This is a genomic window from Pauljensenia sp. UMB1177, assembly GCF_030217965.1.
Taxonomy (GTDB): domain Bacteria; phylum Actinomycetota; class Actinomycetes; order Actinomycetales; family Actinomycetaceae; genus Pauljensenia; species Pauljensenia turicensis_A.
The window spans coordinates 88,060-102,770 of record NZ_JASOOV010000003.1; the positions used below are offsets into that span (position 1 = coordinate 88,060).

Below are 14,711 nucleotides of genomic sequence, written 5' to 3' on the forward strand. Positions count from 1 at the left end.
GGATAAGTGGTTCAGTTTTCGCTATGTGGGTCGGTCCACACGCCCTTCTGGCGTTCGGTCCATAGTTCTTCACGCGCCGCAGTCTTCGCGTCCATCACCTGATGGTGGATCTCGCGCTTCTGCTTACGCGTCGGGCGAGCCGACTGGTTAATACGCACGTCAGTGCCACGCTGTCCCAGCAGTTCCGGACCGGTGGTAAGCGTCGGTTCCCAATCGAAGACAATGCCGGTATCCAGCGGACCAATGACGACGGTATCTCCGGCGAAGGCACCGGCCTTCATCAACTGGTCTTCAACGCCTGCGGCAGCAAGACGGTCAGCCAAGTAGCCGATCGCCTCGTCATTCGCAAAGTCAGTCTGGCGAACCCAGCGTTCAGGCTTATCACCACGAACTTGGAAGACCTCTTCACCATCCATCTGGACGCGTCCAACAGTGACGGTGTCACGCGACCCGACAGCCTTCGGACGAATAACCGGTCGCGCTTCGCGTTCAGGCAGGGATTCGCGGTGCTTCTTCACCAGGGCGGCCAGCGTGAAGGACAGTTCCTTCAAGCCCTCGTGCGTGACGGCAGAAACCTCGTGGATCGGCCAGCCGAACTGCTCGAGTTCGGGGCGCGTAATCTCTGCCAAGTCGCGACCGTCCGGCACATCGACCTTATTGAGGACGATGACACGCGGGCGTTCCATCAGTGGAACGTAGCCTTCAATCTGGCCAAGATCGCCCTGATAGGCGGCCAGTTCAGCTTCAATTGTCTTCAGGTCAGACAGGGGTTCGCGCTCGGATTCGTAGGCGGCGGTGTCCAGCACGTGCACAATCACACCACAGCGTTCAATGTGGCGCAGGAAGTCAAGGCCGAGGCCCTTACCGGAAGAAGCGCCAGGAATCAGACCGGGAACGTCAGCAATCGTGTAGCGTTCATCGCCAGCCTGCACAACACCAAGGTTCGGGATCAGCGTAGTGAACGGGTAGTCCGCAATCTTCGGGCGGGCAGACGACATCGCAGCGATAATCGACGACTTACCAGCCGACGGGAAACCGACCAAAGCAACGTCTGCGACCGACTTCAGTTCAAGCACAACATCGCGTTCTTCGCCGGGCTCCCCCAGCAGAGCAAAGCCAGGAGCCTTACGCGCCTTCGAAGCAAGCGCAGCATTACCTAGGCCACCTCGGCCACCTTCAGCAACAATGAAACGCTCGCCTGCACCAGTGAGGTCAGCAAGCAACTCACCGGACGGGGACTTCACAACCGTGCCGTCGGGAACGGGAAGAATAATGTCTTCGCCGTTCTTACCCTGACGGAAGTCACCCATGCCGGGCGTACCGTTGCTCGCCTTCTGGTGTGGACCACGGTGATATGTCAGGAGCGTCGTCACCTGCGGATCAACTTCGAGGATGACGGAACCGCCATTGCCGCCGTCGCCGCCATCTGGGCCAGCGAGAGGCTTGAACTTCTCACGCTTAATCGAGGCAACACCGTTACCGCCATTGCCACCAGCAGCATGGATTGTCACGCGATCAATGAAGTCTGCCATTTCGTCTCCTTAAAGCGATCCGAGGATCTGTGCACAAACCTCTGCACATCAAAGCTATGTGAAAAGGGCGCCCGGCATGTGCCGGACGCCCCCTTCAAGCGATCGGTCTCAGGCAGAGACCGGCTCAACGACGTTGACAACCTTACGGTCGCGCTTCACACCGAATTCAACGGCGCCTGCACGCAGGGCGAAGAGGGTGTCATCCTTGCCACGACCAACGCCGTCGCCCGGATGGAAGTGAGTGCCACGCTGGCGAACGATAATCTCGCCTGCGTTCACAAGCTGACCGCCGTAGCGCTTAACGCCCAGTCGCTGAGCGTTCGAGTCGCGGCCGTTACGGGAGGAACCAAGGCCCTTCTTATGTGCCATCAGAAACTACTTTCTGCTCGAATCGGTCTCAGGTCAGGCGATCTCAGTGATCTTGACAACCGACAGCTTCTGACGGTGTCCCTGGCGCTTACGGTAGCCCGACTTATTCTTGTACTTGATGATGGAAATCTTCGGACCCTTAGTTGCGTCCACAATTTCTGCTTTGACGGTGACCTTGCCAAGCTTGGCAGCATCGACGGTGATGGCATCGCCATCAACCAGCATCAGCGGCTGAAGCTCGATGCTGGAACCGATTTCTTCGGAAACCTTGTCGACGACGACGACGTCACCGACGGAGACCTTCTCCTGACGGCCGCCGGCCTTGACGATCGCGTAGACCACGTGTAGCTCATCTCTTCTAGATATACGGAACGGGATTCGCTTGAACAGCGTTTCAATATTTATCCCGCTGGCGCTGGTCGCGCCGACGATCAAATTTAGCTGATTTGCCTATCTGAGGGCAACTTGGATGAGCCAAAAACAGGGGTTTTACGCTGTGCGATTCCACACCCTGCAACTTTTGGCGACACGCCGAGTCACCCTAGTTTAGATAAATCAGGCAGTCTCGTCGCCGCTTTGGGTGGCGACGCGACGACGACGCTTCGGCTTGGAAGCGCTAGACGTGGAGGCTTCAGGTAAAGCCAACGCATCCGTTGTCATCGTGGGTGCAACCACTGTTGCGCGAGCCTCTACCCTAGCGGGCAAGTCCAACACCAGAGCGGGAGCCGTCTTTTCCGGTTCAACGCTTGGTGTGGTGACAACACGCCTGCGCGTCTTTCGAGGCGTAGATGCGGACGGTGCTAAGTGAGCCGACGCCGATCGCGCGCGAGTCTTGGACCCGCTTGCCTTCTGAGCTTCAGGCTCGTTCGCCGGCGCAGCATGTGCTACGGGCTCGCTCACATCCGGCTGGGCAGAATCCATCAAGACTGCCCTACGACGGTGACGAGGCCGCGCAGTCTTTTCAGACTTATTGTCTGTCTGGCCCGCGGAACCGGACTCAACCGGTGTGACCTGAGCGGTGGCATCAGCTTTCGATTCGCTCTTTTCAGCCTCAGTCGAAGAGGAGAGTGTTTCTTCTGACGACACGCGGACTGCGCGACGCGGACGACGCTTCTTCACAGGCTGTTCCTGTTCACTTTTTCCCGTTTCAACAGCAGGTGAAACAGAGTCAGCGACGGTCGAACCGGCCTTTTCGTGCACACGCTTGCGTCCCTTAGCGCCCTTTGATTCGGGAGCAGATTTCTCACCCGCGGAGGCGGCCTCGTTGACCGGAGAATCAGCGGAGGCAGGCGCTTCGGATTCGTCAGACTTGCGCGATGCAGCGGCGATGGCGGACAGGGCCTGCTTGGCCTTTTCATGCTCGGCGGAGTCTTCGATGCGCTCAGCCTTCTTGCGCTTATTCGACTTCGGAGCGGACCCTGTGTGGTACTGCGAGCCCGAGAGCTCAACCGGATGTTCGTGAACGATGAAGCCACGGCCTTCACACGCTTCACACGGGGTTGAGAAAGCTTCGACGAGACCCTCACCCACGCGCTTACGCGTCATCTGCACCAAACCGAGAGAAGTAATCTCTGTGACCTGGTGACGCGTGCGATCACGACCCAAGCACTCGACCAGACGGCGGAGAACCAGATCGCGGTTGGATTCGAGCACCATGTCAACGAAGTCGACGATGATGATGCCACCGATATCACGTAGACGCAGCTGACGAACGATCTCTTCGGCAGCCTCAAGGTTGTTGTGCGTCACGGTTTCTTCCAGCGTGCCACCGGCGCCAATGAACTTACCGGTGTTGACGTCAATGACCGTCATCGCTTCCGTACGATCAATGATGAGCGTGCCTCCCGACGGCAACCAGACCTTGCGGTCCATACCCTTCGACAGTTGCTCGTCAATGCGGTGAGCAGCAAACACGTTATCGGTGCCCACCCACTTTTCGACGCGGTCAGACAGTTCCGGTGAAAGTTCATCCACGTAAGACTTGACGGTTTCGAAGGTTTCATTTCCTTCAATCACAAGCTTAGAGAAGTCTTCGTTGAAGATATCGCGGACAACGCGGACAGCAAGCTCGGGTTCGCCACGCAACAGCGTCGGAGCGGTCTTCGTATTCTTCTGCTGTTCTTCGATTGACGCCCACTGCGCGCTCAAGCGTGCGACATCGTCACGAATCTGTTCTTCGGTTGCACCTTCAGCTGCGGTACGTACGATGACGCCCGAACCGGTGGGAACAACCTGCTTCAAGATCTTCTTCAGACGGGTGCGCTCACGATCGGGCAACTTGCGCGAGATACCCATCATGGAGCCGTTCGGGATCAGCACCAGGTAACGTCCCGCCAGCGTGATCTGACTGGTCAGACGCGCGCCCTTATGGCCGATCGGATCCTTGGTCACTTGGACCAAAACCGGGTCACCCGACTTCAGAGCAGACTCGATGCGACGCGGCTTGCCCTCAAGGCCAACGGCATCCCAGTTCACTTCACCGGCATAGAGGACGGCGTTACGACCACGGCCAATATCAACGAATGCGGCTTCCATCGAGGGCAACACATTCTGCACGCGACCGAGGTAGATGTTGCCGACCATCGACTTCTGGGTGCGACGAGCAACGTAGTGCTCCACCAGCAGATCATCTTCGAGGATCGCGATCTGATCCAGACCATCATGATCTCGGATCACCATCTGACGATTCACGGACTCGCGACGAGCCAGGAACTCCGACTCAGTAATACCGTGGCGACGGCGACCTTCACGACGGCCTTCCTTGCGACGCTGCTTCTTCGCTTCCAGACGAGTCGACCCCTTGAGAGCCTTCACCTGGTCGTTAACGTCACCATCGTCGGATGCGGTGGAACGTGTGCGACGACGGCGACGACGGCGCGTTGAGGTCTCTTCCCCATCGTCTTCTAACTGCGTAGCATCCGACGATGCAGCGTCTTCTGCCTGGGCCTCTTCACCTTTGTCCGCATCTGTCTGAACCGTGTCATTCGACTTGGTACGACGACGCGCGCGTTTCGTATCAGGAGCTTGAGAGGCTTCTGCAGAATCAGTTGCCTCTTCAACCTGGGCTTCACCGGTATCGGCATCAGCCTTTGCGGTCTTACGAGTCTTACGAGAACGCTTTTCACGCGTGGGGGTTTCCGCAGGGGCCTCGTCGTTTGAACGAGACTGCGAGCGCGACGAACGAGCCGGGGCGGGTTGCTCGACAGGTGCGTGAAAAACGGGAGCCTGGAACGCAGGCTGCTGGAACAGCAATGACGCTGCAGGCGCTGAAGGTGCCGAAGAGGCATTCTCAGTGGTCACAATTCTCCATTTGTGAGGGCACGGTCCCACACCGGGCCAGCCCTCGGCCTCGCCCTCTAGGGACGGAAATCCTGACGGTTACCGCTAATCGCGGTCGAAACGTCGGCGCATGAGGCGTCTTCGACGTTTATCTCATTGCGAAGGTGTGTCCGCAATGTCCGATACACACTCAAGTTTGCCACATTTTTACCCGAGCCGTTTAAAGGGGCACAGTTATATACGGCGCATATATACGACGCGTCTCGTCCTCGTAAATTTATAAAACCAACTGTGAGCTAAATACCCACTTGAACATTGCCGAAGCACCATCTGAAAACTGGCAAGACGGGACTTTCGAGCCAAAAAACAGCCCAAATAATGACGAAAGTATCGGGTCTGTCAGATAACGGCCTTTTTCACAAAAATCAACTCAAAAGAGAATAATCATGGGCTAAATTGACAGGTAAGCACGTGACGATAGTCCCGCTTGTTGGGCCCAAAGTCACTACGCGCACCATCCATCAACGAACTATTTGAGGGAAGGCGAGCACAATGACCCTCGCGCAGGCAGCGCTCGACTCTGTCATGCTCGGCAGGTGGCAGTTCGGTATCACTACCGTCTACCACTTCGTGCTGGTTCCACTGAACATTGGACTGGCACTCCTTGTCGCACTTATGCAGACGTTCTGGCACAAGACCGGAAAGCAGGAATGGCTCCACGCCACCCGCTTCTTCGGCAAGCTCCTAATCATCTCTTTCGCACTGGGCGTTTCCACCGGTATCGTCCAGGAATTCCAGTTCGGTATGAACTGGTCAGAATACTCCCGCTACGTCGGTGACATCTTCGGTGCACCGCTCGCAGTCGAAGCACTCCTTGCATTCTTCATGGAATCCACCTTCCTGGGCCTCTGGATCTTCGGTTTCGGTCGTCTGAAGAAGGGCATGCACCTGGCTACAATCTGGCTGGTCGCCATCGGCACCGCCGTTTCAGCCGCATGGATCCTCGGCGCAAACTCCTGGATGCAGCACCCGGTCGGCGCAAAGTACGACCCCGAAGCTGGACGCGCAGTCCTCGACGGTTCCATGAGCTTCTTCAAGCTCCTCACAAACCCGGCGCTCATCTGGGAATACACCCACGTCATCACCACCGCATGGCTTGCCGCAGGCTCTTTAGTTGCCGGCATCTCCATCTGGTGGATGGTTCGCGCACAGCGCGAAGGAAGCGAAGAAGCAACCAGCCAGGCAAAGAACGTCTGGCATCCCGTTGCACGCTTCGGCCTGATCGCCATGCTTGTCGGCGCTCTCGGCGTCATGGGCACCGGCCACTTCCAGGGCCAGGAACTGGTCAAGCTTCAGCCGATGAAGATGGCAGTCGCCGAAGGCATCTGCGTCGACACCGATGGCGCTGCCTTCACCGTCGCCCAGTTCGGTTCTTGCCCACTAGATTCCTCCGGCGAAGCACCCACCAAGTTCATTGAGGTCCCCGGCGTTGCTTCCTTCATGTCGCACAATGACTTCAGCGCAACCTCCGCAGGTGTCGCTGACGAGCAGGCGCGCATGGTCGAACTGCTGAACTCGAACGCTGACTTCACCGCCAAGTACGGCGATGCAGCTCAGTACAACTTCGTTCCCCCGCAGATGGCAACCTTCTGGTCGTTCCGCCTCATGATCGGCCTTGGCATACTCTCCCTGCTCTTCGCACTCTGGGGCCTCTGGGCTACCCGCAAGGGCAACGTCCCCGGTTCGAAGTCACTGTCGACGATGGCACTGATCAACCTGACTCTGCCGTTCCTGGCAGCATCCTTCGGTTGGATCTTCACCGAAATCGGTCGTCAGCCGTGGGTTGTCGTCCCGAACATCGCAGGTCTTTCGAACGGCGATCCGGTCGGTTCCGTCATGCTGATGACCGACACCGGTATTTCAACGGCAGTTCCCGCCGGACAGGTTCTTGCAACCATGATCGGCTTCACGCTGCTCTACGCTCTGCTGGGCGTTATCTGGTTCCTGCTCATGCGTCGCTACGTGCGCGAGGGCATCCACACCGCTAAGAAGACAGAAACCGACACTCCCGCCGGCGACCTGTCCTTCGGATACTGAGAGGCGGCGAAACTGCAATGACACTTTCAATCCTCTGGTTCATCCTCATCGCCGTTCTTTGGACCGGCTACCTGTTCCTCGAAGGCTTTGACTTCGGCGTTGGCATCCTGCTGAAAGTTATCGGCAAGAACGACGAAGAACGCACGCAGATGCTGCGCACCATTGGCCCCCACTGGGACGGCAACGAGGTCTGGCTGCTCACCGCCGGTGGCGCTACCTTTGCAGCATTCCCAGAGTGGTACGCCACGATGTTCTCGGGCATGTACCTTGCTCTGTTCCTCATCCTCTTCTGCCTGATCCTGCGCATCTCCGCTCTTGAGTGGCGCGCAAAGATCGCAACGGCAAAGTGGCGTAGCACGTGGGACACCATCCACACCGTGACCGCTGTCCTGGTTCCCGTTCTGTTCGGTGTTGCATTCGCAAACCTCGTTCAGGGCATGAAGATCGAGGTCGTCGATGAGATGACCGGCGCTGTTGTCACACCCGATATGGTCACTCAGTCGCTTGCAACCGCAACGCACCAGCTGACCGGTGGCTTCTTCTCACTGCTCACCCCGTTCACCATCCTCGGTGGCGTCGCAATCCTGGCCGTCTGCATGGCAGTCGGTGCACAGTTCCTGGCGCTCAAGACCGAAGGCGATGTGCGTGAGCGCGCAAACGGCCTAGCAGCTCCCCTGTCGATCGCAGCAACCGTCGTTGCCGCAATCTTCCTGATCTGGGGTCAGTTCGCTTACTCGGCTAACGTCCTGGCATGGATCCCCTTGCTCGTCGCAGCACTCGCGATCATTGCTTCGACCGCATTCAGCCAGAAGGCACTGCGTCGCGAAGGCCTGTCCTTCATCCTGATGGCTGTCGCAATCGCTTCGACCGTCACCTGGGTCTTCTCGGCGATGGCTCCGGCCGTCATGAAGTCCTCGATCGATCCGGCGTACTCGCTTTTGATCGACCAAGCATCGTCCTCACCGGCAACCCTGGTTGTCATGTCTATCGTTGCTCTGATCTTCACGCCGATCGTCCTGATCTACACGGCATGGTCCTACTGGGCTTTCCGCAAGCGCGTGTCGGTTGGCGACGTCGATCAGAACCCTGGCTTGATTCCCTCCAAGATCCGTCTTGGTGAGAACTTCCTTGCTGGCTGATCTTTAAAACACTTCGGTGGCCCGGTGCATCAGTGCCGGGCCACCGTTGTGTTTCACCACGATTGCAGTGCCACATTCACCACCATCTGGATACCGGTCTTTCGCACCTCGATTCACCCCGCGTTCCAGCCGTGTCCGCACTGTTTTTCAGTTACCGCTTCCCCTAGAAATTACGGCAAAATAGTTCAATGCGACCTTTCGATCCACGGCTTTTGAAATACGCGCGTTCTGCACGAATGCCCATCATTATTACGGGGCTCATCGGCACGCTGATTGCTATCGTCGTCATCACTCAGTCCCTACTGATCTCGGCAGCGCTCTCCCCTGTGATCACCGGCAACGCTCGTCTTGGTGACGTTGCAGGTTTCATTGTTGCGCTGGTGATCGTGATCATTATTCGCGGGTTGCTTGTTGGGGTGCGCGATTCACTCGGTCAGCGCGCTGCAGACAGTGCCATCCGAGATCTTCGCTGCGAGGTTTTGCGTGCGACCGAAGAACTCGGTCCCCGCTGGCGCGCAGTTCACGGCGCCGACACGACAACGCTTTTGACGCGTGGCTTAGATGATCTGGGCCCGTACTTCGTAAAGTTCCTTCCTCAGCTTGTCCTGACGATGACAGCAACTCCTTTGGCTTTGGCTGTCATGCTCTATTTGGACGCATGGTCGGGCGTCATCGCGCTCTTCGTCATTCCGTTGATTCCAATTTTCATGGCGTTGATCGGTCGTTTTACTCAGGATTCGTCGAAGGCGAAGCTAGTCGCGATGGAGCGTCTGGGCTCGCAGCTTCTTGACCTCATGGCGGGCTTGCCTACCCTGCGCAGTCTGGGTCGCGAGAATGGGCCTCGCGGACACCTTGAAGCCCTGGGCAAAGAAAACACGCGCACCACAATGGCAACCCTGCGCGTCGCGTTCCTGTCGGGTGCAGCCCTTGAATTCCTTTCCACCCTGTCGGTTGCTCTTGTTGCCGTCGAGGTCGGTATGCGCCTTGTCGCCGGCAACGTCACCCTCTTTACCGGCCTCGCCGTCATCATGTTGGCCCCCGAAGTCTTCGAACCGCTTCGTCAGGTTGGCGCGCAATTCCACGCTTCCGCGAACGGTGTGACCGCCGCACAAAGCGCCTTCGAGATCATCGAGACCGAGCGCCCGCAGGCTTCGCGTATCGTTTCACCCCTCGTTTCTTCCCCCAGTAACGAGGCCACGCTCACCACTTCAACTTCTTTCCCCAGTTCAGGGGCGGATGGGGACAGCACTTCACCTGTTTCTTTGCGCCAAGCTCCCCCAATTTCATCATGCACGATTGAGCTGGAAAATCTGAGCGTGGCGGCTCGCGGTACGTGGGCTCCTCACAATCTTTCAGCTTCGATTCAGCCGGGACAGTTGACCGTTCTTGAAGGTGCGTCAGGGGCCGGTAAGTCAACAACTGTTCTGACGATTCTGAACCTGCTGACTCCGACAAAGGGGCGCGTTGTCCTTGCTCCTCTTGACGGGGCTACGCCACCCTGCGACGTCAGCGACTGCGATGCACACTCATGGTGGACGCAAATCACGTGGGTTCCTCAGGCTCCGACGATCCTTCCCGGCACGCTCCTTGAAAATATGGCGCTGAAAACCGTGACAAGCAGCCTCGTCGAAGCCGCGCAGGCAACAGGTTTCCACACCGTTGTTGAAGCGATGCCCGATGGGTGGGATTCAAAGGTTGGCGTGGGTGGCATTGGCTTGTCAGTTGGACAGCGTCAGCGTCTTGCACTGACGCGCGCACTGGTGAATGACTCACCGCTGGTGATCCTCGACGAGCCGACAGCGCATCTTGATGCTGTCAGCGAAGAAGAGATCACGCGGGCTATTCGAGCTCTTAAAGCACAGGGGAAAACGGTTCTGGTTATCGCACACCGCCAGGCGCTAAAGACGATTGCCGATCTGGTCATCTTGATTGAAAGTGCACCCGCTACCATCCAAGACATCGAAGAGTATCCGCAACTTGGGGTCAATGACTGGGCACAGACCAGCGTCGATGTTGATCTGCCAGGAATCTTGACGGTCAGTGCGACCGATACCGACCCGGAAAGGCGGTGAACTGATGCTGTTCATTACTCGCGAAGAAAAGCGTGCTCTGAAACGAGTCTTCCCCCTCATCGAGGTCGATATCAAAGCATTCGTCTTCTCTGTTCTGCTTGCCTCCGGTGCTCTTGGTGCTGCCATTGCCCTTGGTGCGACTGCTGCCTGGCTGATCGCTAGGGCATCAGAGCACCCACCGGTTTTGTTCCTGACCGTCGCTGCCGTTGGCGTACGCACATTCGGCGTATCGCGCGCACTCCTGAGATATGCGGGCCGTTTGGCCAGCCACCGCGTTGCTTTGCGTGGCATGGACACCCTGCGCCAGAACCTCTATCAGCACCTCGCACACAATCCCATCGACCGCTTGACCGCGATGAAGCGCGGTGATCTGCTTGCTCGTACGGGCGCAGACGTGGATGATTTGGGCGATCTGGTTGTCAAGACCCTGCTCCCCACCTGCGTGGCAGTAATCGTTGGAATCTGTACGGTCATTGGTCTTGGACTCATTTCCGTTCCCGCTGCGCTATTGGTTGCGCTCTGTCTTTTAGTATCGGGGGTCGGAGCCCCCCTACTGTCGATGCACGCTGCACGAATCGCTCAAATTGATACGCTTCGCGCACGCACCGCCCTGTCGACGCAGATCCTGACCGTCATGGAGGGAACCTCTGAACTCCAGGTGTCCGGCGAACTTGAGGCGTTTAGAGCATCGATTGATGAGACCGAAGAAAAGCTCGTTGAAGCCTCACACCGTAGTGCGCGGATGGCTGCTCTCGCTTCCGGGATTGACCGAGCAGCAATGGGAGCAGCCGTTGTTGCCGCACTGCTGATCGGCATTCCTCAAACAACAGGTGGCATGATTACCGGCCTGCTTCTCGCAGTCCTTGTTCTCACTCCCCTGTCCTCGTTTGAAGGAACCGCTGAACTAGCCCCTGCAGGCGTTCAACTGGTCAAGTCAGCGACCGCGGCAGTCCGTATTGACGAGATGCTCGGCGAATCCATCAAAGTCGCTACCCACCCCGTTCCGCACACTGACGTTCCGTCACTTACCGCCACGAACCTGACGATCGGATGGCCAAGCGGCCCCAGCCTCGTCGATTCGATCGATCTGGAATTGCACCCGGGCAAGTCCATCGCGATCGTGGGCGAGTCGGGTATCGGTAAGACGACGCTCGCGCTGACTTTGTCTGGCATGATTCCGCCGAAGGCTGGATCTGCGCAGGTGAACGGCGTGGACGCGTGGGAAGCCGACCGCGTACAACTCACCAAGATCGTCAATGTCACGACCGAAGACGCGCATATCTTCGCCGCATCCGTCTTAGAAAACCTGCGAGTCGCCAACGGTGAGCTCAGCGAAGACAGTGCAATCGCTCTACTTGAACGCGTTGGATTGGCCAGCTGGCTTGCAGCACTGCCCGATGGGATCCACACCATGATCGGTTCAGATGGCACGACAGTGTCCGGCGGTGAACGTCGACGTCTGCTCATCGCACGAGGCCTCGCTTCACCCGCTCCCCTGCTACTCCTTGACGAGGCCGGCGAGCACTTGGATGCGTCGACAGCTGACGCGCTCATTTCCGACCTACTCTCGGATCCGACGCGCGGCATCCTGCTCATCTCGCATCGCCTGAGCGCCCTCGAAAACGCCGACGAGATCCTGTTCTTCGGACGATCAGGCGGCGAAGGAACCCAAGCAGAATTGATTGCACGAGGCACACACGCCGACCTTCTTGAAACATCTCAGGCCTACCGTTGGGCCGTCGGCCAGGAAGAGGAAAACTAATGCCATGGGGTTCAGAACATGCCCTGGTGAAGGCCGCCCTTGACCTCACCAGCACACTCGACCTGCGCAAGGCCCTGACCAGCTTCGTCGACCAAGCATGCAAGCTCACCCACGCACCATACGGCGCCCTGATCGTCCTTGACACATGGGGCGAAGCATCCCAGCTGATCGAACACACCAGCGAAGCACTGCCACATTCGCCTTCAATGCCAGAAGAACTGATCAGCCAGATCCCCGCTACCGGTCACCTACTGATCAACGACATGAGCGAATGCGAGGACATTCCTCCGGCATCAATCACCAGTTTCCTGGGCGTATCCGTGCTGATCAACGAGCAGGTGTATGGACGTCTCTTCCTGACCGATAAGAACGGCGGATTCACAGCCTCTGACGCCGATGTTTTGTCAATGCTTGCTCCCGCTGCGGGCGTCGCAGTGGAAAACGCTCACCTGTACGCGGACTCGCGTCGAACGGAACGCTGGATTTCCGCTTCCCAGCAGCTGACAACCACGATGCTTGAAGGCACCGACGAAGAAGAAGCCCTTGAACTGATCGCACAGACCGTGCGAGAGGTTTCACGTGCAGATACGGCAATCATCGTTCTGCCTTCCGTTGGTGACACCTGGGCTGCCGAAATCATTGACGGCTACCTGGCTGATACTCTTCTCGGCGTTGTCTTCCCGCCCGAGGGTCGCGCGATGAGCGTGCTCCACGAAGGAACGGGCATGATCGTCGACTCCATGGCGCGGGCACAAACCATGCGTCTTCCTCAGCTTGCGGCCTTCGGACCGGCGCTCTACGCGCCCCTCCGTTCGCGAGGTAACTCCGCTGGCATTCTGATCCTGCTTCGTCGCATCGGACAGCCAGAATTTGATCTATCCGAATTGTCTTTGGCTGAATCACTCGCATCTCAAGCTGCCTTGGCACTGGAGCTCGCCTCCGCCAAGCACGCTGAAGACGTGGCCACACTGCTCGACGAGCGAGATCGTATCGGACGCGACCTGCACGATTTCGCGATCCAACAGCTGTTCGCCACCGGCATGCAACTGGATGCCGCCAAGGTGGAAGTAGAAAGCGGACACCCGAATCCTGAGGCCATCACTGCCACACTGGACCGTGCTCTGGCCTCCATCGACGAGGCTGTGCGCCAAATCCGAGCAATCGTCCACAACCTACGTGAACCCGACAAATCAGTGGCACTGGTGGAACGTATTCGACGCGAAGCATCACTGACACGTTCCTTCCTTGGTTTTGCCCCGTCCCTGTTGATCACATTGGATGGTCACGCGATTAACGAAGTCGCAGACGACGAACAGCTGATGATCGAAACCATCGACAATCGCATCGACCCCGACTTGGGAGATGACATTGTCGCCATCGTGCGCGAAGGCCTATCCAATATCGCACGCCATGCACATGCCACCGCGGGCTCGGTGACCGTTGACATCATGGGAACGGGAGAAAACGGGCACGTCACCGTTTCAATCGCCGACGACGGACGAGGCATCGACCCGAACCACACCAGAAACTCTGGCCTGTCCAACATGTCCGAGCGCGCCCGAATCCGTGGTGGAAACTTCGAACAGGGAATCGGAATCGGAGGCCTCGGCGCCAGGATCACCTTCCGCGCTCCGCTAGCCTAAGTTCCACCTTCATGCAGGTCCGGGGCGCAGTTCGTACGAACTGCGCCCCGGCCTCGTAACCAGTAAGAAAGAACGAAGCTTTAGTTCCTCCACGCGGCCGCACGCTGGCCAGCGACCCACGCTGCCACCTGAGTGCGACGTTGCAAGCCCATCTTCGACAGAAGCGACGTGATGTGGTTCTTCACGGTCTTTTCTGCAACGCCCAGCTTCTCACCGATCTCGCGGTTCGACAGACCATCACCAATCAGTTCCAAAACCTTGCGCTCTGACGGAGTCAGGTCAGCAGTCGGATCATCATGATCAGCGCGACGACGCGTGATCGTGCGCTCGTCCAGCAGAATACGACCAGCAGCAACAGCCTTAATCACGTCCGTGATTTCTGCACCGCGCACGGTCTTCAACACGTAAGCGTGCGCACCAGCTTCAAGAGATTCAGCCAAAGCCTCATCATCGTCGAACGAGGTAAGCACGATCGGCAGGATCTCCGGATGCGAAACCGCAAGCTGCTTCAGAATATCGATACCCGTACCATCGGGAAGCTGAAGGTCAACCAGAACAACGTCTGGGCGAACCAGATCTGCGCGACGCACGGCGTCAGCGACGCTACCTGCTTCAGCAACGACCTCAAGGGCATCATCGCGATCAATAATCTCAGCAATACCGCGTCGAACGATCTCATGATCATCGATGATCATGACGCGAGTAGTCTTGGCATTCTTGGGGTTTTCAGTCACAGTCATATCCTAGACAAGCCCTAGGTCCTATATCAAACGGTCGGGCAAGACGCCGCAAAGAACCGGTTAAATTGCGATGATTCT

The 14,711-nt window shown here is 57.8% G+C and carries 10 protein-coding genes; 5 read left to right on the forward strand and 5 right to left on the reverse strand.

The window, feature by feature from the left end:
• Positions 1-11: 11 nt before the first annotated feature.
• The 4 genes from obgE to QP442_RS05100 all read right to left on the reverse strand — a co-directional run bounded on the left by obgE (position 12) and on the right by QP442_RS05100 (position 5,201).
• Complete coding sequence (gene obgE, locus QP442_RS05085; protein WP_006681641.1) at positions 12-1,532, reverse strand: GTPase ObgE; 1,521 nt, start codon at positions 1,530-1,532, stop codon at positions 12-14.
• Positions 1,533-1,640: 108 nt separating this feature from the next.
• A complete protein-coding gene (gene rpmA / locus QP442_RS05090; RefSeq protein ID WP_006681642.1) occupies positions 1,641-1,901 on the reverse strand; it encodes a 50S ribosomal protein L27 in 261 nt (86 codons plus the stop codon).
• Between the two features lie 33 nt (positions 1,902-1,934).
• Positions 1,935-2,243: a 50S ribosomal protein L21 gene (rplU, locus tag QP442_RS05095; protein WP_006681643.1), complete on the reverse strand. Its 309-nt coding sequence runs from the start codon at positions 2,241-2,243 to the stop codon at positions 1,935-1,937.
• A gap of 213 nt (positions 2,244-2,456) precedes the next feature.
• Positions 2,457-5,201: an Rne/Rng family ribonuclease gene (locus tag QP442_RS05100; protein WP_103633584.1), complete on the reverse strand. Its 2,745-nt coding sequence runs from the start codon at positions 5,199-5,201 to the stop codon at positions 2,457-2,459.
• Between the two features lie 531 nt (positions 5,202-5,732).
• Between QP442_RS05100 and QP442_RS05105 the strand changes: the two genes are divergently transcribed.
• The 5 genes from QP442_RS05105 (at position 5,733) to QP442_RS05125 (ending at position 13,893) form a co-directional block, all read left to right on the forward strand.
• Positions 5,733-7,277, forward strand: coding sequence for a cytochrome ubiquinol oxidase subunit I (locus QP442_RS05105; RefSeq protein WP_103633583.1), 1,545 nt, complete (start codon positions 5,733-5,735; stop codon positions 7,275-7,277).
• Between the two features lie 17 nt (positions 7,278-7,294).
• Entirely contained in the window at positions 7,295-8,416 is a 1,122-nt protein-coding gene (cydB, locus tag QP442_RS05110; RefSeq protein WP_103633582.1) for a cytochrome d ubiquinol oxidase subunit II, read from the forward strand.
• A 188-nt stretch (positions 8,417-8,604) separates the two neighbouring features.
• Entirely contained in the window at positions 8,605-10,488 is a 1,884-nt protein-coding gene (gene cydD, locus QP442_RS05115; RefSeq protein ID WP_285069681.1) for a thiol reductant ABC exporter subunit CydD, read from the forward strand.
• 4 nt (positions 10,489-10,492) lie between these two features.
• The gene (cydC, locus tag QP442_RS05120; protein WP_103633580.1) at positions 10,493-12,250 is read left to right on the forward strand and encodes a thiol reductant ABC exporter subunit CydC; all 1,758 of its coding nucleotides are present in this window, start codon (positions 10,493-10,495) and stop codon (positions 12,248-12,250) included.
• Entirely contained in the window at positions 12,250-13,893 is a 1,644-nt protein-coding gene (locus QP442_RS05125) for a sensor histidine kinase (protein WP_006681649.1), read from the forward strand. The genes cydC and QP442_RS05125 overlap by 1 nt, the downstream gene beginning before the upstream one ends.
• A gap of 80 nt (positions 13,894-13,973) precedes the next feature.
• Here the strand turns inward: QP442_RS05125 and QP442_RS05130 are convergent, their stop codons facing one another.
• A complete protein-coding gene (locus QP442_RS05130; protein WP_040318714.1) occupies positions 13,974-14,588 on the reverse strand; it encodes a response regulator in 615 nt (204 codons plus the stop codon).
• Positions 14,589-14,711: the final 123 nt, after the last annotated feature.